Source organism: Sphingobium sp. CR2-8, from assembly GCF_035818615.1.
Lineage (GTDB): Bacteria > Pseudomonadota > Alphaproteobacteria > Sphingomonadales > Sphingomonadaceae > Sphingobium.
Genome location: NZ_JAYKZY010000001.1, coordinates 560,605 through 586,890 on the forward strand (window position 1 = coordinate 560,605; position 26,286 = coordinate 586,890).

16 protein-coding genes and 1 pseudogene are annotated in these 26,286 nt (G+C 60.8%); 7 read left to right on the forward strand and 10 right to left on the reverse strand.

Annotated elements, in window-relative coordinates; all coding sequences use genetic code 11:
- Positions 1–61: 61 nt before the first annotated feature.
- The 3 genes and pseudogenes from U5A82_RS02405 to U5A82_RS02420 form a co-directional block, all read right to left on the reverse strand.
- Positions 62–1,513, reverse strand: a complete 1,452-nt coding sequence (locus tag U5A82_RS02405) for an NAD(P)(+) transhydrogenase (Re/Si-specific) subunit beta (RefSeq protein ID WP_326288368.1) — start codon at positions 1,511–1,513, stop codon at positions 62–64.
- 13 nt (positions 1,514–1,526) lie between these two features.
- Positions 1,527–1,790 carry a proton-translocating transhydrogenase family protein gene (locus tag U5A82_RS02410; RefSeq protein WP_326288780.1) on the reverse strand — a complete coding sequence of 88 codons (264 nt, stop codon included), beginning with the start codon at positions 1,788–1,790 and terminating at the stop codon, positions 1,527–1,529.
- A 255-nt stretch (positions 1,791–2,045) separates the two neighbouring features.
- Positions 2,046–3,100, reverse strand: a pseudogene (locus U5A82_RS02420) (Re/Si-specific NAD(P)(+) transhydrogenase subunit alpha); the annotation flags it as partial.
- A gap of 526 nt (positions 3,101–3,626) precedes the next feature.
- On the opposite strand from U5A82_RS02420, the gene U5A82_RS02425 reads away from it, so the two are divergent.
- The gene (locus tag U5A82_RS02425; RefSeq protein WP_326288372.1) at positions 3,627–4,307 is read left to right on the forward strand and encodes a peroxiredoxin-like family protein; all 681 of its coding nucleotides are present in this window, start codon (positions 3,627–3,629) and stop codon (positions 4,305–4,307) included.
- A 46-nt stretch (positions 4,308–4,353) separates the two neighbouring features.
- Here the strand turns inward: U5A82_RS02425 and U5A82_RS02430 are convergent, their stop codons facing one another.
- Positions 4,354–4,500 carry a hypothetical protein gene (locus U5A82_RS02430; protein ID WP_326288374.1) on the reverse strand — a complete coding sequence of 49 codons (147 nt, stop codon included), beginning with the start codon at positions 4,498–4,500 and terminating at the stop codon, positions 4,354–4,356.
- A 504-nt stretch (positions 4,501–5,004) separates the two neighbouring features.
- Positions 5,005–6,135: an extracellular catalytic domain type 1 short-chain-length polyhydroxyalkanoate depolymerase gene (locus U5A82_RS02435; protein WP_326288376.1), complete on the reverse strand. Its 1,131-nt coding sequence runs from the start codon at positions 6,133–6,135 to the stop codon at positions 5,005–5,007.
- A gap of 635 nt (positions 6,136–6,770) precedes the next feature.
- Between U5A82_RS02435 and U5A82_RS02440 the strand changes: the two genes are divergently transcribed.
- The gene (locus tag U5A82_RS02440; RefSeq protein WP_326288378.1) at positions 6,771–9,062 is read left to right on the forward strand and encodes an FdhF/YdeP family oxidoreductase; all 2,292 of its coding nucleotides are present in this window, start codon (positions 6,771–6,773) and stop codon (positions 9,060–9,062) included.
- Between the two features lie 18 nt (positions 9,063–9,080).
- On the opposite strand, the gene U5A82_RS02445 is transcribed toward U5A82_RS02440, so the two are convergent.
- Positions 9,081–10,919 carry a sensor domain-containing phosphodiesterase gene (locus U5A82_RS02445; protein WP_326288380.1) on the reverse strand — a complete coding sequence of 613 codons (1,839 nt, stop codon included), beginning with the start codon at positions 10,917–10,919 and terminating at the stop codon, positions 9,081–9,083.
- Between the two features lie 270 nt (positions 10,920–11,189).
- Positions 11,190–11,750 (reverse strand): YkgJ family cysteine cluster protein, encoded by a 561-nt coding sequence (locus tag U5A82_RS02450; RefSeq protein ID WP_326288382.1) that lies wholly within the window; start codon positions 11,748–11,750, stop codon positions 11,190–11,192.
- 233 nt (positions 11,751–11,983) lie between these two features.
- On the opposite strand from U5A82_RS02450, the gene U5A82_RS02455 reads away from it, so the two are divergent.
- Positions 11,984–14,044 carry a TonB-dependent siderophore receptor gene (locus U5A82_RS02455; RefSeq protein ID WP_326288384.1) on the forward strand — a complete coding sequence of 687 codons (2,061 nt, stop codon included), beginning with the start codon at positions 11,984–11,986 and terminating at the stop codon, positions 14,042–14,044.
- A 2-nt stretch (positions 14,045–14,046) separates the two neighbouring features.
- Complete coding sequence (locus U5A82_RS02460; protein ID WP_326288386.1) at positions 14,047–15,231, forward strand: PepSY-associated TM helix domain-containing protein; 1,185 nt, start codon at positions 14,047–14,049, stop codon at positions 15,229–15,231.
- A 288-nt stretch (positions 15,232–15,519) separates the two neighbouring features.
- On the opposite strand, the gene U5A82_RS02465 is transcribed toward U5A82_RS02460, so the two are convergent.
- From U5A82_RS02465 to U5A82_RS02475, 3 genes are all read right to left on the reverse strand, one after another.
- The gene (locus U5A82_RS02465; RefSeq protein ID WP_326288388.1) at positions 15,520–17,622 is read right to left on the reverse strand and encodes an acylase; all 2,103 of its coding nucleotides are present in this window, start codon (positions 17,620–17,622) and stop codon (positions 15,520–15,522) included.
- 26 nt (positions 17,623–17,648) lie between these two features.
- Entirely contained in the window at positions 17,649–20,084 is a 2,436-nt protein-coding gene (locus U5A82_RS02470) for a TonB-dependent receptor plug domain-containing protein (RefSeq protein WP_326288390.1), read from the reverse strand.
- 239 nt (positions 20,085–20,323) lie between these two features.
- Positions 20,324–23,155 (reverse strand): TonB-dependent receptor, encoded by a 2,832-nt coding sequence (locus tag U5A82_RS02475; protein ID WP_326288391.1) that lies wholly within the window; start codon positions 23,153–23,155, stop codon positions 20,324–20,326.
- A 106-nt stretch (positions 23,156–23,261) separates the two neighbouring features.
- Between U5A82_RS02475 and U5A82_RS02480 the strand changes: the two genes are divergently transcribed.
- Genes U5A82_RS02480 through U5A82_RS02490 form a run of 3 tightly spaced genes read left to right on the forward strand, consistent with a single transcriptional unit; the run spans position 23,262 to position 26,274 of the window.
- Positions 23,262–23,942, forward strand: coding sequence for an RNA polymerase sigma factor (locus U5A82_RS02480; protein WP_326288782.1), 681 nt, complete (start codon positions 23,262–23,264; stop codon positions 23,940–23,942).
- The gene (locus tag U5A82_RS02485; RefSeq protein ID WP_326288393.1) at positions 23,872–24,915 is read left to right on the forward strand and encodes a FecR family protein; all 1,044 of its coding nucleotides are present in this window, start codon (positions 23,872–23,874) and stop codon (positions 24,913–24,915) included. Before U5A82_RS02480 ends, U5A82_RS02485 begins: the two co-directional genes overlap by 71 nt.
- Positions 24,916–24,972: 57 nt before the next feature.
- On the forward strand, positions 24,973–26,274 hold the full coding sequence (locus tag U5A82_RS02490; protein WP_326288395.1) for an MFS transporter: 1,302 nt from the start codon (positions 24,973–24,975) through the stop codon (positions 26,272–26,274).
- The last annotated feature ends 12 nt before the right edge of the window (positions 26,275–26,286 follow it).

A 26,286-nucleotide genomic window follows, 5' to 3' on the forward strand; every position in this document is an offset into this window, starting at 1 on the left:
CACGAAGGGGCTGGCGGATATGTCCGCCAGCCCCTTCGTGCATTGCGATTGCGCGAAGATATCAGGTCAATTTCCCCAATAGACTGTCCACCGCGACCTTGGCATCGCCATAGAACATCCGCGTATTGTCCTTGTAGAAAAGCGGGTTTTCGATGCCGGAATAACCCGTGCCCTGCCCCCGCTTCGACACGAAGACCTGCTTTGCCTTCCACACTTCCAGCACCGGCATGCCCGCGATGGGCGAGTTCGGATCATCCTGCGCGGCCGGATTGACGATATCGTTCGACCCGATGACGATCACCACGTCGGTCGAAGGGAAGTCGTCGTTGATCTCGTCCATTTCCAGCACGATGTCGTAGGGCACCTTCGCTTCGGCCAGCAGCACGTTCATGTGCCCCGGCAAGCGGCCTGCGACGGGGTGGATGGCGAAGCGAACAGTCTTGCCAGCGGCCCGCAGCTTGCGGGTCAGTTCGCTGACGCTCTGCTGCGCCTGCGCCACCGCCATGCCATAGCCCGGTACGATGATGACGCTGTCCGCATCGTTGAGCGCCGACGCCACGCCGTCCGCGTCGATCGCGACCTGCTCGCCTTCGATCTCCGCCGCCGGGCCAGTCGTGCCACCGAAGCCGCCCAGGATCACCGACACGAAGGAACGGTTCATCGCCTTGCACATGATATAGCTCAGGATCGCGCCCGACGAGCCGACCAGCGCGCCGGTGACGATCAGCAGATCGTTGCCCAGGGTGAAGCCGATCGCGGCCGCCGCCCAGCCGGAATAGCTGTTGAGCATCGAGACGACGACGGGCATGTCCGCGCCGCCAATCCCCATGACGAGGTGGAAGCCGATGAACAGCGCCAGCGCCGCCATGGCGAGCAGGACGGTCAGTTCGCGGCCCTCCACGCCGATATTGCCGACATACATCACCAGCAGCACCAGCGAGGCCAGCAGCGCCGAGGCGTTGAGGACATGGCCGCCGGGCAGTTTCTTCGCCTTGCCGTCCAGCTTGCCCGCAAGCTTGCCGAAGGCGACGATCGACCCGGTGAAGGTGACCGCACCGATGAAGATGCCCAGAAATTCCTCGACCTTGAGGATGTTGATTTCCACCGGCGTCTTGTGCGCGAGCAGGCCGGCAAAGCCGGTCAGCGCTTCGCGGGCGGCAGGATCGAGCGCGTTCACCGTTTCCAGTTCGAAATGCGCGTTGAAGCCGATGAATACGGCCGCCAGCCCCACGAAGCTGTGCAACGCAGCGACAAGCTGGGGCATTTCGGTCATCTGCACCCGCATCGCGACGATCCAGCCGATGACGGCGGCGACGGCGAAGGTGCCGACCACGATCGGCAGATTGGCCGCGCCGGGGCCAAAGAGGGTGGCCAACACGGCCAGGGCCATGCCGGTAATGCCGTACCAAACGGCGCGCTTGGCGCTTTCCTGGTTGGAAAGGCCGCCCAGCGACAGAATGAAAAGGACCGCGGCACAGAGATAGGCTGCGGACACCACACCGGTATCGAACATGAAATCTACCCCCTTAGGACCGCTGGAACATGGCCAGCATCCGGCGCGTGACCAGGAAGCCGCCAACGATATTGATCGACGCGATCAGGATCGAGATCGTCGCCAGAACCAGCACGATCGTGCTGGACGATCCGACCTGAAGCATGGCGCCCACAACGACGATCCCCGAAATCGCATTCGTCACCGCCATCAGCGGCGTATGCAGAGAATGGCTGACATTCCAGATTACCTGGAAACCGACGAAACAGGCCAGCACGAAGACCGTGAAATGGCCCATGAAGCTGGCGGGCGCCACGGCGCCGACGGCGATCAATACGATCGCGGCGACGATCAAAGTCGTGACCTGCGAACGGGTCTGCGCCTTGAAGGCGGCGACGTCCTTCGCCCGTTTCTGTTCGGGGGTCAGTTCCTCCGCCTTGGGTTTGGGCTTCTGGGCGGCGATCGCCTTGATCTTGGGCGGCGGCGGCGGAAAGCTGACCGCACCTTCAAAGGCGATGGTCGCGCCGCGGATCACGTCATCCTCCATATTATGGACGATCACGCCATCCTTGCCCGGCGTCAGGTCGAACAGCATGTGGCGGATATTGCTGGCGTAAAGCGAACTCGACTGTGCCGCCATCCGGCTGGGGAAGTCGGTATAGCCGATGATGGTGACGCCGTTGGGGGACACGATCTTCTGATCCGCCACCGTCAACTCGCAGTTACCGCCGCGTTCGGCCGCCAGATCGACGATGACCGATCCCGGGCGCATGGCCTCGACCATGTCCTTCGTCCACAGGACGGGGGCGTCGCGCCCGGAATGAGCGCGGTGGAAATGACGATATCGACATTGGGCGCCAACTCGCGGAACTTCTTGAGTTGTGCCGCGCGAAATTCGGGGCTGGACGGGGCGGCATAGCCACCGGTCGCCGCGCCATCCTGCTGTTCTTCCGAAAAATCGAGATAGACGAATTGCGCGCCCATCGATTCGATCTGTTCGGCGACTTCGGGCCGCACGTCGAAGGCCAGCGTGATCGCGCCGAGCGATGTGGCCGCGCCGATCGCGGCCAGCCCCGCGACGCCGGCGCCAATCACCAGAACACGGGCCGGGGGCACCTTGCCCGCTGCGGTCACCTGGCCTGTGAAGAAGCGGCCGAAATTGGCGCCCGCCTCGATCACGGCGCGATAGCCCGTGATGTTCGCCATCGAGGACAGCGCATCCATCTTTTGCGCGCGCGAGATGCGCGGCACCATGTCCATCGCCAGCACATTGGCGCCGGTCGCGCTGACCGCAGCCAATTCTTCGCCGCGCTGTCCAGGATAGAAAAAGGAAATGAGGGACTTGCCCCGTTGGAGCCGGGCAGCCTCTTCTGCTTCGGGTGGACGCACCTTGACGATGACGTCAGACGCGGCCCACAATTCTCCAGCGGTTGAAACCACCTGCACGCCAGCGGCGCGATAGCTGTCATCGTCGAAGCCGGCCGCCTTGCCTGCGCCGCTCTCGACAAGGCATATATGGCCCAGCTTCTGCAATTGTAGAGCGCTATCGGGCGTCAGCGCGACGCGCAATTCGCCTTGGACAATTTCTTTTGGGGCGCCAATTCTCAAACCCTCATCCTCCCTTTTATTCGATCGTCACTATCCGGTTCGATAGCGCGGTATCTTGGCTCCGTGACCTGATGTTTATCGTTTCAATCGCGTGGCTCTACCCAATGCCCATAAAAGAAGAAATCTTTTTGCCAACCACATACGTATTTTTATTTCCGGAAAATGCGGTCGCGGGTGTTCGCGCCGCCATGCCGTCCAGCGATTTCGAATGTATCGCACAGCACTGCTCGGCTCATAGGGGAGCACCCTCAACGTCCACTTCCTACATCAGCAGCATCAATAGCCCTATGAGAAGACGTCGTTATTCAGCGTCGCGCCGCTTGGCTATTGGTCGAGCCGTTATTCAGCCCAACGGGACGTGATCATGAACGCACGACGGCTTCATCCTGAGACGGTCCCTGCAACTAGGCGGATGAGGACCATGGTTGCGGGATGACGGAGAGACGGCAGCGCAGCGCTACGTCGTGCTATCCAATTCTTACGACGGCGCAAACGACACAACGTCCTAATTTACGGAGACGATGTCATGGCAGACACCCAGACCGAAAGCCTAACCGAACAATTTGAGGCACTGCATGCCGAACGGGTGCGGACCTGGGCGCCAGAGCAACTTGCGAGCAATGTCGACCGACGCAGGCGGCTGGTCGCGGATTTCGATCCGGCAAAAGTCATCAAGCCCGGCGATCGGGTCGAGGCTTTCACGCTGGCGGATGCCGATGGTGACCATGTCACGCTGGATCGATTGTTGGCGGATGGCCCCGCCATATTGATCTTCTTTCGCTATGCCGGTTGCCCGGCCTGCAATCTCGCCCTGCCCTATTATGAGCGCAACCTGTGGCCGCACGTCGCCGGGAGCGGCACTGCTCTGGTGGCGATCAGCCCGCATCTACCCGAAAAGGGATTAGGGGCCATTCGGGACCGACATGGTTTGCGCTACACGGTCGCCCATGATCGCGACAATAGTCTGGCCCGGCGTTTTGGTATCACCTTCGACCGCGATGTCGTGCCGGAGGAGCCGCAGAGCGAAGGATGGATCGGCGAACTGACCGGCACGGGCACTGCGGAATTCCCCCAGCCTGCCGTCATCATCATCGATCAGCAGCGGATCGTCCGCTTTGCGGACGTCAGCCCCGACTGGCTGGTGCGGACCGAAGCGCCGCCGATCCTGGAAGCGCTTCGTCACATAAAGATCAACGCCCCTGCCTGATTCAGCCAGGATGCAGGAGAACGCATCGCTGCGCGTGCATGACGCCTTAGCCGAGCATTTCAGCCACGATACGGCGCAACTCGCGGAGCGGCAGGACGCCTGTCGGCGCATGCCGATGGGGCGCGCGCTGGATCTTTGTGATCGTGGCGGATGGGTTGGAAGATATGGTGGTATAAGCGGTATTGAAATGCATAGAGATCCTGATGCGCACAACTGAGCGCGCGATATTGAAGTGAACTGCGCCATGATGGCGCGGATTGACTGTGGGGCCGGGCCGGGTCAGCCAAGGATGTGGCGGCTGTAAGGCCAATTCCCGAGCAACTGGGTGATGCTTGTACGTCGCTACGGCCAACGGGCTGCACTCTGTCCGATTGCGATCTGAAGCCGCGAGGACAGCATAGCCTTAAGTTGGCACGACGAACGACGAGATGCCCGACGGCACCGGATGTTTCCCTTCTCAAAGGCAGAGTACCGCCAGCAAAAATGCGAGCGGGGTTGAAAGCGCGAGAGAGGAAGACGTATCCGGAAAGGAACAATTCCGTCACAAACGACGTCAAGCCTCGCCCATATGCGTCAAGACCGGATGAAAGTCAACAGGACGCCACGGTTCGGTCACCATAGCGCAGCGCCGATTGTGACGGGCCGTGGCCCTTGGTCGTGAACGGCAGCGCTGTGCGAACGCCCTTCCCTTGCTGAATCAGCGCATCAAGCCTGCGCTGCGAAGTGCGTCCTCGATGACTTTCTGGACGCGGGTCTTCGGCAACGACGCTGGCGTCGGATCATCATGGATGGGTCGCGTGGGCGCTTTCGGGGCGACGGCACGCAATGGCGGGCTTTCCATGCGGCGCGGTGCGGCATGGCTTTCGGTATCCGCCAACAGGCCCCAGGCCGCGGCGATCCGACGGGTGGAGGAAATGCCAGCCTCCAGCATATGGGGCATGGCGTTGCCACAGGCGTCCTCACCCGTCGTGGCCAGCGGCGTGCCATGACCCAGATTGGCGATACGATAATCCTCCACGACCGGTCGTCCGGTCGCGTTCGTCCAGATGCGATGCTGGTGGCCGCTGACCGTTTCCGTCGCGTTCGGCTTGTCGTCCAGGCCATGGACGGACAGCCATTGCGCGAGGCTGGCATCGGCATTGCTGCTGGTCACGGTCGCATCGGCCGTGCCGTGCCAGATGGCGATGCCCGGCCAGGGTCCGACATGCGGCGAAGCGCGCCGCACGCGGTCGCCCAGTTCGGTGCCGCTATGTTTGCCCGGATCGCGCATGGCTTGCAGCGCTTCGGGGATGTTGGACGCGCTGCCATAAGGCAGGCCGGCGATGATCGCGCCTCCGGCAAACAGCTCGGGATAGGTCGCCAGCAGCGCGGCGGCCATGGCGCCGCCCGCCGACAAGCCGGTCACGAAAATCCGGGACGGGTCTATGGCACGGGTATCGACCATGGTGGCGATCATCTGGCGAATGGACAGCGCCTCGCCCCGGTCGCGGGTGATGTCCTCCCTCGAAAACCAATTGAAGCACAGATTGGGATTGTTCGCGCGCTGCTGTTCGGGAAACAGCAGAATGAAGCCATGATCGTCGGCGAGCCGCGACCAGCCCGATCCATGATCATAGCCGCCTGCCGTTTGCGTGCAGCCATGCAGGACCACTACCAGCGCAGGACGAGCCTTGCGCGTTTCTGGAACATAGGTCTTCGCCTTCAACGCACCGGGGTTGGAGCCGAATTCCTGGAGATCCTGAAGCCTGTCCGGATGGTTCGCGACGGACGCCATCCCGACCGTCCGCATGGCTGCGAGTTGGGCAATGGTCGCGGATAGCTTTCTCACGTCATGATCTCCGAATGTTAAAAGCCGCCCCCGCTGCTCGTGCTGCCCTCATGTCTTTGCTGCATTGCACAATATGGCAGATGGAGGCTGGCGAACAAGGGCCGGTGGGAAATAATGCTCTCATAGGCGCCGCCCCATTGTCTGTGCGCGGGATGCAGGCGTCTGCGCAGTCTGCACGGGAACGCCGTTGCGAACACCGAAATGGACAGTTGTGGGCGTTTTTACGATTTCGTCTCTGAGTGAGTATATATTTCGATATTTCAATGACTTATTCAGTTTCATACGACAGATGAATTGCGCGGCCTGTGCGGACCATTCGCGCGATAATCTACCTGACATATCGTTCCTAAAGGCTATATCTCGATATATCTTCAACTGATCTCGATATATCTTCATCATGGGGCCTGCCCCTGTTGGGACGTCATCCAATAGCTTGCCCGATCGGGTCAGAAGCGACTATCCGGGGCATATGATGCGGAAAGCAGGGGAAAAATCCGGTCATGCTGCAAAGCAGCATTGACTAACCCCGTCGATTGCTCTGCCCGATTGGCAAAGGCCGTCAGTTGTGCCCCATATTCCGTTGCATTTCCCTCTGCTTCCCATGAACAATCCGGCTGTTCGCCCGTTCCTCTGGCATGACCAAGCAACGATCGGATAAGCCGGATGTCACCCCCTTCAAAGGCCCGGCGGGCGGTTGGGGGTCGGTCCGGTCGCTGGCCGAAATCCTGCCGCGCGAAAAAGTGGGTCCGGAAACGCTGCGCGAACTGGCGCGACAGAATAAGCCGCATGGGTTCGCCTGCGTCAGTTGCGGATGGCCCAAACCGGCCAATCACCATCCTGCGGAATTCTGCGAGGAAGGTGCGAAGGCGACCGCCTGGGAATTGACGTCGCTGCGCACGACGCCTGAGTTCTTCCAGCAGTATAGTCTGAGCGAATTGCGGGGTTGGCGCGACTATGATCTGGAGCAGCATGGGCGGTTGACCCATCCGATGCGCTATGATGCCACCACCGACAAATATGTCGCCGTGTCCTGGGCCGAGGCCTTTGTCGATATCGGCGCGACGCTGAGGCCGCTCGATCCCACATCCGTGGTCTTCTACGCGTCGGGACGGGCAAGCCTGGAAACCAGTTATATGTACGGTTTGATGGCGCGGCTTTATGGCAGCCAGAATCTGCCCGACAGTTCGAATATGTGCCATGAATCGACATCGGTCGGATTGAAGTCGGCGATCGGGGTGCCCGTCGGTACGACCCGGCTCCAGGATTTCGAGCAGTGCGACGCGATTTTCTTCTTCGGGCAGAATGTCGGGTCGAACGCACCGCGCATGCTGCATGACCTGCGCGCCGCGCGGAAGCGTGGCGTGGAAATCGTGACCTTCAATCCGTTGCGGGAGCGCGGGCTGGAACGCTTCACCGACCCGCAAGACCCGATCGAGATGGTGACGCTGAAAGAGACGGGCATATCGACCCAATATCATCAGGTGAAGGCGGGCGGCGACATTGCCGCGATGATGGGCATCGCCAAATATCTGGTGGAATGGGACGATGCGGCAAAGGTCGCTGGCAGCACCGCTGTTCTGGATCATGACTTCATCGATCAGCATACCCATGGCGTCGACGATTTCCTGAGCGCGGTCCGGCAGGCGGACTGGCTGGCGATCGAGGAGGAAAGCGGCCTGTCGCGCGCCGACCTGGAGGCGGCAGCGCAGGTCTACGCCCGGTCGAAGGCGGTGCTGGCGATTTACGGCATGGGGCTGACGCAACATGTGGAGGGCGTCGAAAATGTCCGCATGGTAATGAATCTGCTGCTGCTGCGCGGGAATATCGGCAAGCCCGGCGCCGGGCCGACGCCGGTTCGCGGCCACAGCAATGTCCAGGGCCAGAGGACGGTCGGCATCACCGAAAAGCCTGAACTGGCGCCGCTAGACAGGCTGGCGGAACAATATGGCTTCGCGCCCCCCCGCGAGATGGGGCTGGACACCGTCGGCAGTTGTCGCGGTGTGATCGACGGATCGGTCAAGGCGTTCCTGTCGCTGGGCGGCAACTTCCTGCGCGCCGTGCCCGAGACGGCCGCGATGGAGGAAGCCTGGCCCCGGCTGGAATTGTCGGTGCAGATCGCGACCAAGCTCAACCGCAATCACCTGATCCCGGCGCGCAAGACCTATTTGCTGCCGTGCCTGGGCCGGATCGAGCGCGACATGCAGGCAAGCGGCCCGCAGGCGGTGTCGGTCGAGGATTCGAGCAGTTGCATCCATGGATCGGTCGGCAAGGCGACGCCCGCCAGTCCGCATCTCCTGTCCGAACCGGCGATCGTGGCGGGTATCGCGCAGGCGCTGCTGCCCCCCAATCCTCTGGTCGACTGGAGCGGCTGGGTCGACGATTATAGTCTGGTGCGCGATGCGATCGAGGCGACCTATCCCGAGATATTCAAGGATTTCAATGCGCGCCTGTTCACCCCCGGCGGATTTTGGAAAGGGAACAAGGCGGCCGAGCGCGTGTGGATGACGCCGAGCGGCAAGGCGGAGTTTCTGGCCCCGACCGGGCTATGCGCCACGGGTTTCGAGGCGGCCGATGGACGCTTCCGGCTAATGACGCTGCGGTCGAACGACCAGTTCAATACGACCATCTATGGCTATTATGACCGGTTTCGCGGTGTGGATGGCACACGCGACGTCCTGTTCATGCACGCCGACGACATAGCGGCGCATGGCCTGGCCCAGGGTCAGATCGTCGCACTGGAAAGCGATGCCGGCGATGGCGTGCTGCGCCGACGCGACGGGTTGATCGTGACGCCCTATGATATTCCGCGCGGGTGCATGGGGGCCTATTATCCCGAGTGCAATATGCTGATCTCGCTGGAACATCATGCCGCAGAGAGCCATGTTCCGGCGGCGAAATCGGTGCCGGTGCGGCTGGCGCTGCACTGAGATGATCAGGTGTAGCGCCTAACCCGCGCGGCCACGCAACGCCATGGCGGGTGAAGATGAGGATCGATGCGCCGCAGCGCGCAGCGATCGGCCTGTCCCTTGCGCATAATGCAAAAGCAAATCGGTCATTTCGGCACGGTGAACGGCAGGGGAATAGAGAAAGCCCTGGCCAATGATGCACCCGAAATCACATAATTGGCGGGCCTGCGCTTCCTGTTCGATCCCTTCGGCCAGCAGCCGCATGCCGAGTTTGTTCGCGATGAGCGACAGGCCTTCTATGATCGCCGCGCTGGCGCCGCCGCGTACCAGCCGCGCGACGAAGGATTTGTCGATCTTGATGATGTCCACCGGGACCGTGAGTAAATGGGTGAGGGACGCGAAGCCGGTGCCGAAATCATCGAGCGCGACCTTCAACCCATGATGGCGCATCGCTTCGATCTGTTGTCCGATGCTGTTGTCGCGATCGTCCAGATAGACGCCCTCCGTCACTTCGACGATCAGATGGTGCAGCGGCACGCCCTCCTTGGCGAAACCGGCGCTTAGATGCTCGTGCAGCGGGACGGGGCGATAGAAGTCGGCCGAAGAGACGTTCAGGCCGACATGCTGGAACGCCATGCCCATGGCGAGCCAGTCGCGCACGTCGCGCGCGACCTTCGCCAGCATCGTATCGGTCAGGATGCGTGCAATCGTCGCATCCGTGGTCGCTTCGTAAAATTCGGCCGCAGAACAGACGCGGCCTTCGGTCGTGGTCATCCGGCACAGCGCTTCCACGCCGACGATTTCGCCGGTGTCGAGCCGCAGCACCGGTTGATAATAGGCATCGATGCGCCCGTCCTTGAGCGCGGCGCCCACGGCCTGGATCGCCGAAAGGCGCTGGGTGATCGACGTGCCCAGACCCGGCCAGTAGCGCACGAAGCCGCCGCGCCCGGTTTCCTTGGCATGATAGAGTGCGTAGTCGGCATTTTGACGGACATTGTCGGGCAGGTGGTCTGTCGGCGACAGGATCGCGCCGCCCATGGTCGCGCGGGGATAAAGCGTATGTCCGGCGCATTCGACCGGTGGGATCAGCCGTTCCAATATGGCGTTGGCATACCCCTCCATATCGTAGAGATTGGACGGGGCGTGGACGATGACGGCAAATTCGTCGCCGCCCAGGCGGAAGGCGCGATCGGGCGCCGCCGCATCGGCGAGCCGGGACGCCACCGTCCTGAGCAAGATATCGCCGGCATGATGGCCGAATGTGTCGTTCACGACCTTCAGATTGTCGAGATCGATGGCGAGCAAGGCCCAGGCCCCGGCCTGGGTGCAGTCGAGCGCGTCGAGCGCGGCATTGAAGCAAGCCCGGTTGGCCAGGCCCGTCAAGCCGTCGGCATGCGCCATCCGTTCACGTTCCAGCACCCGGTCATGGCGTTCGAGGGCGATCACGCACAGATGGATGCAGGCGTCCACCAGATCCCGTTCCGCCGCCGACGGTCCGCGGCACTGGCGATAATAAAAGGCGAACGTGCCCAATATGGTGCCGCCCCCGTCGATGATCGGGGTCGACCAGCAGGCCCGATAACCAAGCGGCAGGATGAGGTGGCGGTAATCGTCCCAGAGCGGATCGCTCGCTATATCTTCCACGGTCACGGATTCGTGCAGATAGGCAGCGGTTCCACAGGAACCGGCAGTCGGCCCGATCGCCACCCCCTCCAGTACCGAAGAATAGCTGTCGGGCAGAGACGGGGCGGCCAGGGTATGCAGGCGACCGGCGCGATCCACCGTCAGGATCGAACAGGCCATGTTGGGCACGATCGCTTCCGCTTCACGACACAGCCGATCGGCCGTGTCGTGAATCCCTTCTCCCTTCGCGATCATCTCCAGTATAATGTTCTGTATGCGTAACAAAATCTTCGCCTCGAACTTCCCCATCGTGAAGGTCTACTGGAGTCGTTAAGCAAGCGTTGACGACGCATGATAAAATGGCCGGAAACTTCTTACGCATGTTTATGAGTGAGGGGGTCGCGTTCATGTAATCGCGTATGGCAGGCGGGCGCCATGATGTGGATCAACATAGTCTTATTTATTATGGGACTATATCGGGTTTGCCACTTGCCGTTGCCACGGGTTCAAACCCTCTGCCCTCGGCTAGTCTTTCGTCGCGAACGCGGCATAGCGCTCTCGCCAGGCCGTCACCTCGGATAGCAAATGGGCGGGCGCGGCACCGCCCGATAAGACGAGGCTCGCAACGCTGGCATCGGGGTGCATCAGCATCTTCTTCGATCCGTCGGTGAACCACACGGGCACCAACTGATCGCAAAGCCTGTCGAGAACGGCGCCAGCCATGCCATTGGCAATCGCTTCGCTGCCGGGGAGCAAGCGGACCATGATCGACACGCCTTCGAAGCAATTGCGCGGCTCCCGGACGAAATCAAGCGACACCAAAATGCCGGATCGGTCTGGACGGGACGCTTCGGGCAGGTCCGCGATCCTGCGCCAGGCGCAAAACCAGGTCCGGCAAATGTGCGGACGGACGGCATGGATGCTGCATCCTTGGTTGGACAAATGCGTGCAAGGCGTTTCGGCCGGCTTTTTGAAATCAGGCGTATCCACGGTGAGAATGGTGCAACAAACCGTGCAGTCGCCGCACGTGCGGTTTGAAAGAACCGGGCCTAGCAGGGTGGTTTCCAGATCATTCTCCGTGTGCATCCGGGCGGGGTGCCCTGCCCTTGCCGGAAATGCAAGTGGACCAAGAGGTACGGCACGGGCGCGGTCCTGAGATCGACTTGCCTGTCGTTCTGGATAACCCAAAATCATATTTAGCAGCTTGCCGCATCGATCCGGAGCCTCTATCGCGAATCGCTATCATTAGCGATTAAATGGGGATTGTTTTGTTCACTTTTCGCGCGATGCTGTTTGCGTCTGCCACATTCTGTGCGTCCATGGCTTTTGCGCAGGAAGCGCCCGATGTCGTGCCCAATGCCGCAATGGCCGAAGGCGACCAGATCGTCGTCACTGGCCGCGCGCAGCGGCTCTATCGGACCGAAACCACCACGGTCGGCAAGACCGCCGAAGACCCGCTGAACATTCCGCAGGCGTTGCAGGTCATCAACAAGGACCTGTTCGCCGATCAGGGTGCGCGCGACGCCACCGATATCTATCGCAATATTTCGGGCGTCAGCTTCTTCAGCTATGCCGGTGTCACCTTCCGCGGCTTTCGCCAGGACCAGTCCTTCTATGACGGGATGCGGGGCAATCCGTTCATCGGCTTTTCCGTGCCGCAATTGTTCAACATCGAACGTGTGGAAGTATTGAAAGGGCCGGCGGGCCTGTTCTTCGGTCCCGGATCGCCCGGCGGCATCATCAACTATGTGTCGAAGGTGCCGGGGGACGAGACGTCGATGCGCATGGTGGCGACCGCCGGTAACTACGACCGTCGTGGGATATCCGCCGAAGCGACCGGCCCGATCGACAAGGACGGCATCGTCACCTACCGGCTGGGGGGCTTTTACGAGGCGATGAATCCCTATCGCCGCAATACGAAGAACGTGTCGCTGATCGGCGATGGCGGCATCGCCATCAAGACCAATGAAGGCGGCAAGCTGACTGTGCAGGCGACGGTCTATGACAATGACTTGCAGGGCAATCGCCTGCGCGGCGTGTTGACGAAGGATGACGGTACTTTCCGCACTGACATTCGCTGGAATGCGAACGAGCCAACCGACTTTCTGCATTTGAAATCGCAGGCCTATCAGGCGCGTTACGCGACCGCGATCGGGGACCGGATCACGTTCGACGCAGGTGTGCGCTATTTCAAGGCGACCGAAACGCAGCAATATCACGAACCGCGCGGTTTGGTGGCTGGCAGCACCGATCTGGTCGCGCGCGAGTTTCGCGACCAGATTCGTGATGTCGACGGCCTTTCCTTCTCCGCGAACCTGACCGCGCGGGTCGACCTGCTCGGCATGGAGCACAAGTTCCAGACCGGTGCGGACTGGTATGACGAAACGAGCCTGCTCAATTCGCGCATCCTGCGGGCGGGCGTGACGCCGCTCAGCCTCAGCAATCCGGTCTATACCAACAGCGCACGGGATGTGGCCCGCGCGGCGCTGCTGCCTTTCACAGTCACCGACACCCGCACGAAGCGCAAGGGCGCCTATCTCCAGGATCAGGTCAGCCTGAGCGACGCCTTCATGCTGGTGGGCGGGGTTCGGTACGACAAATTTTCAGATCGCGTGGTCAATGCCGCCTCTTACAAGGATGACGATGTCACGTTTCGAACCGGGGCTATTTACAAGCCGCGCAAGGACGTTTCCCTCTATCTGAGCTGGTCGCAAAGCTTCGAGCCGCAAACGGCGGCGAGCCAGAATGGCGATGTCGGCGGTCCCTTCGCGCCTGTCACCGGGGATCAGTTCGAAGGCGGGATCAAGACCGATCTGTTCGACGGCAGGCTGCAAGCGAACCTGGCGGCCTATCGCATCGTGCGCAAGAACATCCTGCAAGCCGACGCCAGCCTGCCGCCAGTCAACGGGCAGGATCAGCTGCGGCCGATCGGTGAGGTAACGAGCAAGGGCTTCGAGATCGATCTATCGACCGACATTACCCCCAATTGGGTGGCGTTGGTCAATTATGGCTATAATGATACGAAGATCACCGGCACGATCGCGGGACAGGCGATCACCAATGCGGTGGGCAACCGCTTCGCCAATGCGCCAAAACATAAGGTCGGCTTCTGGACCCGCTATCAGGTGCCCGCGATCGACGCGGCCTTTGCGGTTGGCGGGGAACATGTGTCGAAGCGCATCAGCCTGTCTGGGCAGACCGTAAAACCCTATACGATCTTCGACGCCTCGATCACCAAGGGGCTTGGCTTTGCCGAACTGCTGCTGCGCGTCGATAATATGTTCGACAAGGTCTACGCCGCATCGGGCTTTTCGGCGCAGAGCGGGCATTTCCCGGGCGAACCGCGGACATTTCTGGCCGAACTCCGCTTCCAATTCTGATCATGGCCAAGGCGGAAGGAAAGAAGGGCCGTTCGCTCTGGTGGGTGGTGCATAGCTGGATCGGCCTGAAACTGTCGATCTTTCTGACCTTCATCCTGGCGACCGGCACCTTCGCCGTATTCGCGCATGAAATCGACTGGCTGGTGACGCCTGCCATGCAGGTGTCGCCCCGGTCGGAACCGGTCGCGTCATGGGGGGCATGGGCGCAGGCGGCGGCCAGCGCGGCACCGGATGCCCGACTCCAGACGCTCTATGCGCCGATCGATCCCTGGTTCACGGTCGAAGCCTGGGTCAGCCGCGGCACAGGCGCGCCCGACCGTGTCTATGTCGACCCATGGACGGCCAAGGTTACAGGCCGGCATGGCTGGGCCAATGTCCATCGCTTTCTGCGACAGGCCCATCGCCACCTGATGCTGCCAACGAAGATCGGCATACCGATCGTCTGTTCGCTCGCCCTGTTGCTTGCGGTATCGCTGGTTTCGGGCATCGTCACCTACAAGAAATGGTGGCGCGGCTTTTTCCGAGCGCCACGCGGCGGGGATGGTCGGCGGATGACCGGCGATCTGCATCGCCTCATGGGCTTGTGGAGCCTGTGGTTCGTGGCGCTCATCGCCCTGACCGGCCTGTGGTATCTGGTCGAGACATTGGGAGGAAACGCCAAAGTCCCCCCATTGCCGGAGGTGGCGGCCAGTACGGTGCCCACCGGTGTCACACTGGATCGGCTGGTCGCCATAGCGCGCAAAACCGATCCTGATCTCGACATCCGGGAAATCCGGTTCACGCCGGACAATGGCGTTATTTTTCTGGGACAGTCGTCCGCCTGGCTGGTGCGCGACCGCGCCAGCGCGATCGCCGTCGATCCTGCAACGTCACAAGTCGTCGCGCAATTGGACGGGCGTAGCTTGAACGTCCATCAGCGTATTTCCGAGATGGCAGATCCTCTGCATTTCGGCACGTTCGGAGGTCTGTGGACGAAAGTCATCTGGTTCCTGTTCGGCGTCATGCTGACTGCCATGTCTGTCACCGGCACGATGATCTACGCGATGCGGCTGGCCAAATCGTCGCGATCTCAAACGGCCGGCGTGACGCTCGCCTGGCGCGGCATGGGCGCCTGGGGCTATATCGGCCTTGCCCTCATTCTCCTCACCCTGATCCTGACGCCCGGCGCGATCGGAGGGGCGAGTTGAGGGGAGTGACCTGAGCAGGTCATTGTGTGGCTGAGGAGAAAGGCTTCAATTGCGTCATGCGGGCGCTGGAGCATAATCCGAGCCAGCAGATGATGCCATCTGCTTCGACAATGTTTTAGCGAGTGGTATCGGTCCACATCCTTGATCCCTGGCAGTTTCGCAAAACCAGCCATCAAGCTCACCTGCCGATACCGCTCGCCTTAACTTCGGATCACACACGCATATCAGAAGAAGATATACTCGCTCATGTGCTTAAATACACACGAGCGAGCACCCAATCCGTTTACATCAGAATTTCGTTACTTCTTCGACATGTGCCTGGACATCCTTCCGGTCAATCCAAAGCGTCCGGAAACTCTTGTCGGCGAGGAATTTCAGCTGGTCGCTGTTATGTTTCGATCCCGGCTGGCTGCTGTTGCCGTAGCTCATCATACCCACCGCTTTCATCGGCGTGCCGAACTCGACCATCGATACCCAGGTTTCGCCGTGGGCGGGCGTGCGCTCGCCATTCTTCATCGGTCCCCAGGTGATGGTACGGAAAACGCCGGTGTTGCCAAAACCACCATTGGCCGGGAGGCTGACATCGCCCAAGTGGAAGCGCGACACATCGCCATAGGGACGATCGACGGCGCCATAGAGCGATTTTGTCTTGGCGACCGCAGTTTTGAGCATTGCGACGGCAGCGGCCGGATCCTTCAGGCCGCGGGGAGTCTGGAGCGGATCATCCAGCGTCCACTTCACGGCGTAATTGGACTGATCGGTGAAATTCTTGGGTGCAAACAGCGCCGCCCAGGTCTCGAACAGCAACGCCCCCTTGCTGTCCGCCTCAAACTTGCGGTCCCAGCCGTTGAGCAAATTGACGGCGGTCCGAATGTCGGGATCGGTGGATCCGGCGGCGGCGGCCACCAGATCGGGGATCATCCGTTCCGCCATCAGCGACGTCGTGGTCAGCTTGCGTTCGACGAAATCGTCGAAGCTCATCTTGTCCTTGCCGGTCATCAGTTTGACCGACATCTGGGCGCGCTGGCTGACGGGACCGACTGGCGCGACATAGGCCGGGAAAGCGTTGGGATCGAGCTGGCGCGGCCAGGTCGCGAGCCATGGCGGATCATTGGCATTCTGCACAAAGCCGCTGGCCGGATCGAGCACCTTGGGCATGTCGTCATAGCTATGGACATCCTTCCACAGCGTCTTCGACGTATCGCCCGGCACCAGGCCGCTCCAATATTTGAGATCGCCATCGGGATGCTTGGGCAGCAGGCCGTTGTCGAGATAGAGGATATGGCCGGCGCGATCTGCATAGATGATGTTGAACATCACCACCTGCATCTTGCGCAGCGCCTTTTCAAAGGTCGCCCAGGTGCGCGCCTTGCCCATTTCCAGATATTGTTCCAGCACGCCGGGCCTGTCGAGGCCCGCCACCTTGACAGCGATCGTCGTCTTGCCGTCGGGCAAAGTGAAGACCGGGCCATGGACCGTGCTCTTCTGTTCGAACGTAACGGTCTTGAGCGATCCGTCCGCCTGCTTGACCTTGTAGCTTTTGCTGACCGACTTGAACGGCAGCACCTTGCCATCGAAGCTGTAGCCACCGTCCGCCAGGGTCAGCTTATAATTGGTGAAGCCCTGCATGGTGTTGACGGTGTTGGTGAACCCCAAATCGTTGTTGAACGCAAAGCGCAGCACCGGCAGCCCGACCTGCGTCGCGCCATAGACCGCCAAGCCCGGCGCCGTGATCTGCGCCTCATAATAGGTGAGCTGGCTGGGCGCCCAGGGCAGATGGGGGTTAGCGAGCAGCATCGCCTTGCCATTGGCGGAGCGGGAGGGCGCCACCGCCCAGGCGTTCGACCCGCCCGCTTCGTTGATCGTGGGATCTGCCAGGACCTTTCGATCGGATGCGATATAGCCAAAGTTCATCAGTCGCTGCGCATGGGCGATGATGTCAACGCCAGTGAGCGGCAGCACGACGCGCACCGCCGGATCGATCTTGTCCGGGAAGGCGGCGGCATAGGCGTTCACCCCGGCAGCGAAGGCGTTTAGATCCTTCTGCATCTGGGGGGTCTGCTGCTTGAACCACAGGGCCGAACGCGCGGGCACATCGTTTGCGACCAGCCACTTATCCTGGGCGTCGTATTTCTCGCCCCAATATTCGGCCGCACGGGCACGGGATTCGCCATACATGTGCAGCAGCAGATTGCCGTGGCTTTGCGCCTGCGCGTAGCCAAAGCCATAGAAGCCGCCTTCTTCCGTTTTGGCGTAGATATGGGGGACACCGAAACTGTCCCAGAGAATTTCCCCGCCGCCCCATTTGGCCGATGCCGATGGCGCCGCTGTCGATGCCTGCGTAGCCAGCGCGCTGCCTGCCAGAAGCAGACCCATTAAAATTGGTCGCATGGTTGTTCTCCTTGTTCGCACCCGCATCAGAAATTCACGCCAACCCGCGCATAATAGGATCCGCCGGTAAATCCGTAGGGTGCCGTCCCCGGATACAGGCCCTGACCCAGGGTCGGGCTGACTTCGCCGCGCGGGTCGGGATAGACGTTGAACAGGTTGTTGGATCCCACGGCAAGATTGACTACAGGCGTGATCTGCCACGTCACTTCAAGATCCGTTATCCACTTCGCCCCATAATAGCGGTCATTGGGAAAGGTCGTGACGCCATTGGCGACCACGCCATTGCCCTTAAGGTCCATGGCACCATAGCGTGTGACACGCGTGGACACGGCAAAATCGCCGACGGTGGCAACATTGCTGATCGAAAGTTTCGTAAGCGGAAGATTGCTTGTCAGATTGCTACGCCGACTGCGGTCGAACAATTCCGTGCTGAGCGCGGTCAAGGCCGTGGGGTTGGGAATGATGTCGGTGATGACCGTCTTGTTGTAGTTATAGCCCAGGTTCCACTGCATCTGACCGATATCGAACAGGCCGTGCTTATAGGATGCGACCACGTCAATGCCGCGGGTGCGCGTGTCGATGGCGTTGGTATAATATTGGGCGCTGATGTTGCTGGGGATGCCATTGGCGATCAGGATGTTGGAAATCAGCGTACCCGTCAGCGTGCTGGTAACCGAAATACGGCCGTCCACATTGATCTGGTAGGCATCGATCGTCAGGTTGAGATTGCGCATGGGCGTCAGAACGATACCACCTGAGATATTGAAGGATTTTTCGGGCTTCAGCGGCTCAGCGCCCAGGGCGATGGCAGCCGGGGAGTCAACGGCCAGCGTCTTGATCTGAAGCAGCTGGTTGGCAACGCCATTGACGGTGCGGAACTGATTGGTCGTCTGCGTATAGATTTGCTGTGCCACGGCGGGCGCCCGGAAGCCGGTATTGGCCGCCGCTCGGAATGCCAGCCATGGGGTCGCGGCATAACGACCGTTCACCTTCCAGATCAGCGTATTGCCACTGTCGTCATTATAATGTTCGAAACGCGTGGCCGCCCCGATCGTCAAATCCTTGCTGGGGTCCCATACGATGTCGGCATAGATCGCCGCATTGTCGCGCGACATATAGGCAGCGTCGTCAGGCTGGAACCCGGCGGAGCTTTGCGCGCCCGGTGTCATGCCCGGGGTGATGAACGATCCGATCGCATAGCTCGCCGGATCGCCGGCGAAGGTCTGATAGCGTTCGTGACGATGCTGCGCGCCACCCGACACCTGAAGGTTGCCGCCGCCCACATCATAGCCGCGCGTCACATCGAGCGAGGTGACGAATTCGGAAGATTTAAGCGTGCCGATATAGAATTCGGTCGGGCTGAGCAGGCCGAGCGTCGGATTGAGCGTGCCTTCCGAGGATTGGCGCGCCCGATTGCGGCCATAACCTGTGCTGAAATCCCAATCCCATCCGGCGATCAGCCCCTTGGCGCCCACGGTGAATTCGAAATCTTCCTCGTCGATCATGACATGGGGACGAAAGCCATTGGGGAAGATGCCCATGACGTTGTTGACGTCCTTGGGATAGCGATAGGAATACCAGAGGTCCGACCGGCGCTGGCTGTAAGTGCCGAAGGCGTATAGCTGAACGTCGCCCAGATCATAACCGGCATTGAGGGCGGTGTTGATGCTGCGTGACGGCATGACGCCATAGCTGATGTTCACGATCCGCTCCGTTCCCACGGCCGCCGCATCCCTGGGATCGAGCGCGCCGCCCACCAGCGGGTAGAGGCAAGTCGTTGTCGCGCGCACGGTGCAGTCCGCCAGCGGCAGGGAGCGGTTCGACATCTGCTGCTTTTTGAGGTTGAGCGAGAAATTGACAAAGCCGTTCTCCCCCAGCTTCGTGCCGATGTTCAGGCCCGCCTGATAATTTTCGCCGTCCGAACGATCGAAATTCTGTCCGGCGGTAATCGATGCCGAACCGCCTTTCGCATCGTCCTTCAGGATGATGTTGATGACGCCGGCGATGGCGTCGGAGCCATATTGCGCGGCGGCGCCATCGCGCAGCACTTCGATATGATCGATCGCCGCCACCGGGATCATGTCCATATCGGACGGCACCGAACCGTTATAGAGCGTCGATACCGCATTGATAAGCGAGGTCTTGTGGCGGCGCTTTCCGTTCACCAGGATCAGCGTCTGGTCGGGATTCAATCCTCGCAGACCGCCGGTCGCGATGACGGTCGATGTGGCGCCGCCTGCGCGCACAGGCAGGTTGAAGCTTGGCACCAGCGTGTTGAGCGCGGAAAAGACGCCTGCCTTGCCGGTACGTTCCAGATCTGCGCCGGAAATGACGTCGATCGGCGTCGGGCTATCGACCACGGTGCGCTGCTGACCGCGCGATCCGGTCACGACGATGGCCGATCCGGCATCGTCAGAGATCTGCGGCACCGCATCTTGCGCCATGGCGATGGACGGCGTCATTATCACCGCCACCATAGCGGTCGACATCAGGCTGGCAGAACAAAGCAATTTACGCGACATGATAAAGAAACCCCCCGATATTTCATTCAATGCGTCAATGGGGGATACGGAGGGGCGGACGACTTCTGCTAACTTCGGCCGGGATTTATTTTAGTTGCGGCGCATCGACTGTATGCCGATGCAAAGGGGGACGGATGACATTGTCACCCGCCCCCCTTGGCTTGCATATGGGTTTGCAATTAGAACTTTACGCTGACCTTGCCATAATAATAGCCGCCGGTGAAACCATAGGCACCGCTGGTCGCATAGAAGCCGGAACCCAGACGCGGATTGGCCGATGCCGGATCATAATCGGGATAGACGTTGAACAGATTGTTCGCGCCAACCGAGACTGCCAGAGCGGTGGTCGCCTGCCAGGTGAATTCGGCGTCGGTAATGATCTTTGGGCTGAAACTATTGTCGTTGCCATAGACCGGTACGCCGTTCACCGTCGCTGTCGCATTGCCGAACGAGTTGAACGATCCGAAACGCGTAACACGCGTCGACAGGCTGAAATCCCCCAGCGTTGCCATATTGCCCAGGAACAGCTTCGTCTTGGGCAGATTTTCGGTGATGTTCATTTGCGACAAGCGGTCGAACAGTACGAAGCCTGCGCCCAGCGAAGCCAGTTCGGGCGGGTTGTTCTTGATATGGGTGATCTTGTTCTTGTTGTAATTATAGCCAAGGTTCCACGACAGTTTGAGGTCGCCGATCGTGTGGCGATAGCTGGCCACCACGTCCACGCCGCGCGTGCGAGTGTCGATGGCGTTCGTGTAATATTGGGCGCTGATATCGGGCGACAGGCCGTTGGCGACCAATATCCTGGATACCGCCGTGCCGGTCAGGGTCGACGTGACGGCGATGCGGTCCTTTACCTTCACCTGATATCCATCGATGGTCAGGCTGAAATTCGGGAACGGCGTCAATACGAAGCCGGCCGAAAAATTGGTCGACTTTTCAGGTGTTAACGGCTCGGCACCGAGCGCCACGGCGGCAACCGATCCGACCGGCAGCGTCTTGATCTGCAACAGGTTGAGTTGCCCATTGATGTTGCGGAACTGGCCACTGGTGGAGGCGTAGATTTGTTGTGCAAGCGCCGGCGCGCGGAAGCCGGTGCTGGCCGCACCACGAACCGAGAACCACGGCGTGAAGGCCTGGCGGAAATTGACCTTGCCGATCAGGGTATCGCCGCTGGCATCGTCATAATGTTCGAACCGTGCGGCCGCGCCAATTGTGGTCGAGGGGCTGGGATCCCAGGCGACATCGGCATAAGCCGCCAGATTGTCGCGGGACATGCGGCCCGCATCCTCCGGCGTGATGCCGTTCGCCGCTTGCCCGCCCGGTGCGGGACGCTGCAAGACGCCGTTGCGCAGATAGGTGTAGGTGCCTGCCGCATAAGAGGCCGGTTCGCCCGGGGAGATTTCATAGGTTTCGTGCCGGTGCTGCAGGCCCGCCGACACCTGCACATGGCCAGCCATGTCGAACCCTTTGGTCAGATCCAGCGAGTTGACCCATTCGGTGGATTTCAGTGCGCCGACATAGAGTTCGGTCGGACTGGTCGGGCCGAGCGAGGGATTGTAGGTCTCATAGCCCTGGCGATAGGCGTAGTTTTTGCCATAGGTGGAGCTGAGGTCCCAATCCCATCCGCCAATCTTGCCCTTCAAACCGACGGCAAATTCAAAATCATCCTCGACCACGTCGAGACGAGGGCGAAAGCCGTTGGGGTAGACTTCGGGCAGGGTCGCCGCCTCGGTCGGCGCGCGGAAGGTGAAATTCAGTTCCGAATTGCGCTGGCTGTAGCTGCCGAACGAATAGAGATGGATGTCGCCCGCATCATAGCCGACATTATAGCCCAGATTGAATCCCCTGATCGGGAAGGCGCCGTAATTTTTCGTCACGAGCCGATCGATCGTGGCCTCACGCGGGTCGCGCTGGCCGTTGACCCGGGGATAGAGGTCGAGGCTGTCTGCGACCGGCACCGCGCGGTTCGACGCCTGCTGGATCTTGCCGTTGGCGAAAATATCCAGGAAGCCGGATTCGCCCAGCTTCGTGCCCCAATTGCCCTGCACCAGATAGTTTTCGCCATCGGAACGGTCATAATTCTGTCCGGCGGTAAAGGATGCCGCGCCGCCGTTCGTCCCGCTCTTGAGGATGATGTTGATGACGCCCGCGATCGCATCCGACCCATATTGCGCCGCCGCGCCATCGCGCAGCACTTCGATATGGTCGATGGCGGACGTCGGGATCAAATCCAGATCGGCCGGAACGGACCCGTTATAGAAAGATGAAACCGAATTGATGAGCGATGTCTTGTGACGGCGCTTGCCGTTGACCAGGATCAAGGTCTGATCGGGGTTCAGGCCGCGCAAACCGCCGGTGGAGATGACGGTCGAAATGCCGCCACCGGCCCGGGTGGGCACGTTGAAGCTGGGCACCAGCGTATTGAGCGCGGCCAAGACGCCGGGCTTGCCCGTGCTGTCCATTTCCTTGCTGGATATCACGTCGACCGGCGTCGGGCTGTCGGTGATCGTGCGGGGAAGCCCCCGAGATCCGGTAACGACGATGTCGGTGCCAGCCTCTGTTTCTGCGACCTGCGGCGCGGCTGGCATCGCGCCACCCCCGGCCGTTGCCCCCTGCGCCATCATCGCGGTCTGCATGGTTACAGGCAGATTGGCGGCCGAAAAACTGGCGACATCGGTCCGCCGCGTCTGCTTGGCGCCCCCAGTCAGCGATAGCGCGATGACGTTGCTGTTGGCGAGAGACACTTTAAGGCCGCTACCTGCGATCAGGCGGGACAGGGCTTCACCCGGCGCCATGCGACCGTTGACCTGCTGCGCGCGCATGCCGGTGACCTGGTCATAGGAAAACAGGATCTGAATGCCCGATTGCTTGGCGAACTGGCTAAGCGCCGACTGCATCGACTGAGCGGGTATGTCGAACTGCACCGGTGTGGCCGCCGATACAGAAGGTGCCACCACAGCGATCATGGCCGCAGACGACGCACCCATGGCCCGCAAAATATTTCGCGTCATTAAAGCCCCCATTTTGAAATTTTTTGCATGTTCTGATAGTGGATACGGAGGTCCACCACGTTTCTGCTAGCGATGCATTAAAATATCTCATTTTTATTGCAGTGTGATGAGCCTTACGTCGGCCATCCTCCAACTTGCCGAAATGCCGTTGCACAGAGCATCGAGCGGGAGATTGAACGACGTAAAAAAGGGGACGTGCATGGAAGCGGTCAGGGTCAGGCTGGATTGGTTCAAGGTGGCCATCCTCCCTCATGAGGGTGCCCTGCGCGCTCGACTGCGCAGGATCGTCAACCGCCCCTGCGATGTGGACGATCTGGTCGCGGAGTCCATGACCCGGGCCTATGCCAATGGCGATGTGACCCGCACGACATCGGGCAAGGCCTATCTGTTCCAGATCGCGCGCAACCTGTTGATAGATGAAGCCCGTCGCGAAAAGATCGTCTCGCTCGAACTGGTGGCCGAACTGGATGTTCTGAATGTCGACCATTCGACGGAAGCCACCCTGCAAGCGCGGGACGAGTTGCGCCATCTTCAGGCGATCCTCGATTCCCTGCCGCCGCAATGCCGCCACGCCTTCATCGAGCGGCGCGTCCACGGTAAATCTGTCAAGGAGATAGCAGAAGAGATGGGTTTGTCCGTATTTACCGTGGACAAGCATTTGACGCGTGCCGCGGTGAAGATAATGCAAGCCATTGGGCAGTTCGAGGGTTCGGGATTTGGCTGGTCGCTACAAAAGCGCGGACGAAATACAGGCGATAGAAGCCGAAGCGGCGCGTCGCTACCTTAACGCGCGTGCCGGCGACACCCAAGCAGACTGGGATGCGGCCTATGCGTGGGTCGCGCTCGATCCCGCCCATGGATTTGCCTTTGCAAAGGCAGAGGCGTCGTGGGAACTGGCCGAGCGGCTGAACGAACTGTCCGATTTGCGCGGTCGCGCGGCGCCGTCGGAGGATACCGCCGCGGTCATCGATCAGACATTTAACGAGGGCGCGAACGATACGGCCCCATTTGCCGACCTGCTCCCCAGGCGTTTCGCCAATCGTCGAACACTGGTGGGGATGGCGGTGGCGGCTGCCTTGATCGGCGTTGCCAGCACGGTGGCGCTCCGCCTGATCGGCACCGTCGATCATTATCGCACGGCATTGGGTGAAACGCGCGCGGTGCGCCTGGACGACGGATCGGTGGTCCGCCTGAATACCGGCAGCTCGATTGAAGTGGCGATGCGCGATTCCGTTCGATCGATCAAATTGCTGAAGGGGGAAGCCCGCTTCGATGTCGCACATGATCGTAACAGGCCGTTCATCGTGGATGCCGACGGCACGCAGGTCCGCGCAGTCGGCACCGCTTTCAATGTCAGGCTTCGTGCCGACCTGACCGAACTGACGGTGATAGAGGGTGAAGTCGCGGTCAAGAATGAGGGGTCGACGCAGCGGCACATCAACGCCGGCAAGAGCGCGGCGGTGCGCAGCGGTAGCATCGCAGTGACGCCGCTTGCCGCAGATCAGTTGAAGCGCCGTGTCGCCTGGGAAGACGGGAAAATCGAATTTGACGGCGACACGTTGGAGCAGGCGGTTGCAGAATTTAATCGCTACCGCGCGACCCCGCTGGTGATCGGCGATCCGGCCATCGCCAGCATGCGTGTCGGCGGCACCTTCCGCAGTGGCCGGTCGGACGATTTCGTGCTGGCACTGGAACATGGCTTTGGCGTTCGCGCCGTGGCGGGTAACGACGATTCGGTGATTCTGGTGCCGGCCCAATAGACATAATCTGCGGCATAGGGATTAGCAGATTGGCAGCTGCCATCCGTATCCGCCTTCATGGAACATGTAACTCCCGATTTGCCGAAACCCATTTCCCGTCAGGACCGACTGCGGTCCATCCTGGGCGGATCGATCGGCAATCTGATCGAATGGTATGACTGGTACGTCTATTCGGCCTTCACCCTCTATTTCGCACCGATATTTTTCCCGTCCGACGACAGCACCGCCCAGTTGCTGAATACGGCGGCGATCTTTGCCGTGGGGTTCCTCATGCGGCCGCTGGGCGCCTGGATCATGGGCATCTATGCCGACCGCAAGGGACGCAAGGCGGGCCTGACCGTGTCCGTCCTGCTGATGGGCGGCGGATCGCTGATGATCGCGTGCATCCCAGGCTATGGATCGATCGGTGTCGCCGCCCCTCTCCTGCTGTTGCTGGCCCGGTTGATGCAAGGTCTGTCGGTCGGCGGCGAATATGGCGCGAGTGCGACCTATCTGTCGGAAATGGCGCAGGACAACCAACGCGGTTTCTTTTCCAGCTTCCAATATGTGACACTGATCGCGGGGCAGTTGCTGGCGCTGTGCATGCTGCTGTTGCTGCAACTCGTCCTGACCGAGCAACAGCTGGAAAGCTGGGGCTGGCGCATCCCCTTTGCCGTGGGAGGCATGATGGCGACGGGGGTCTATTATTTGCGCCGGGGCCTGCGCGAAACCGAACAGTTTGAGGAAAGCGCCGCCAGCGAAGCCCGTCCACAATCCGGGGGACTGGCACTGTTCAAAACGCACCCGCGAGAGGTGCTGCTGGTCATGGCGCTGACCGCTGGCGGTACGCTCGCCTTCTACGCCTACAGCACTTATATGCAGAAATTCCTGGTCAACAGCGCGGGCTTCGGCCGCCAGACCGCGACGGCGATCATGGCGTCCGCGCTGTTCATCTATATGCTGTTGCAGCCGATGGCAGGCTGGCTGTCGGACCGGATTGGACGCAAGCCCCTGCTGCTGGCCTTCGGATTTGGCGGCGTCTTGTTCACCACCGCGATTTTCACCCGGCTGGAAACCGTGACCTCCTCCTTCGGCGCGTTCCTGCTCGTCCTCGCCGGGTTAGTCATCGTTACCGGCTATACCTCCATCAACGCGGTGGTGAAGGCCGAACTGTTCCCGGCCCACATCCGGGCGCTCGGCGTCGCCCTGCCCTACGCCTTGGCCAACACGCTTTTTGGCGGAACGGCGGAATTTATTGCCTTATGGCTCAAGGCGGACGGTATGGAGGGTGGATTCTACTGGTATGTCACCGCCATGATCGGCGTCTCGCTCATCGTCTACCTTCGTATGCCCGACACCCGCAACACCAGCCGCATCTGATTGATCGAGGGG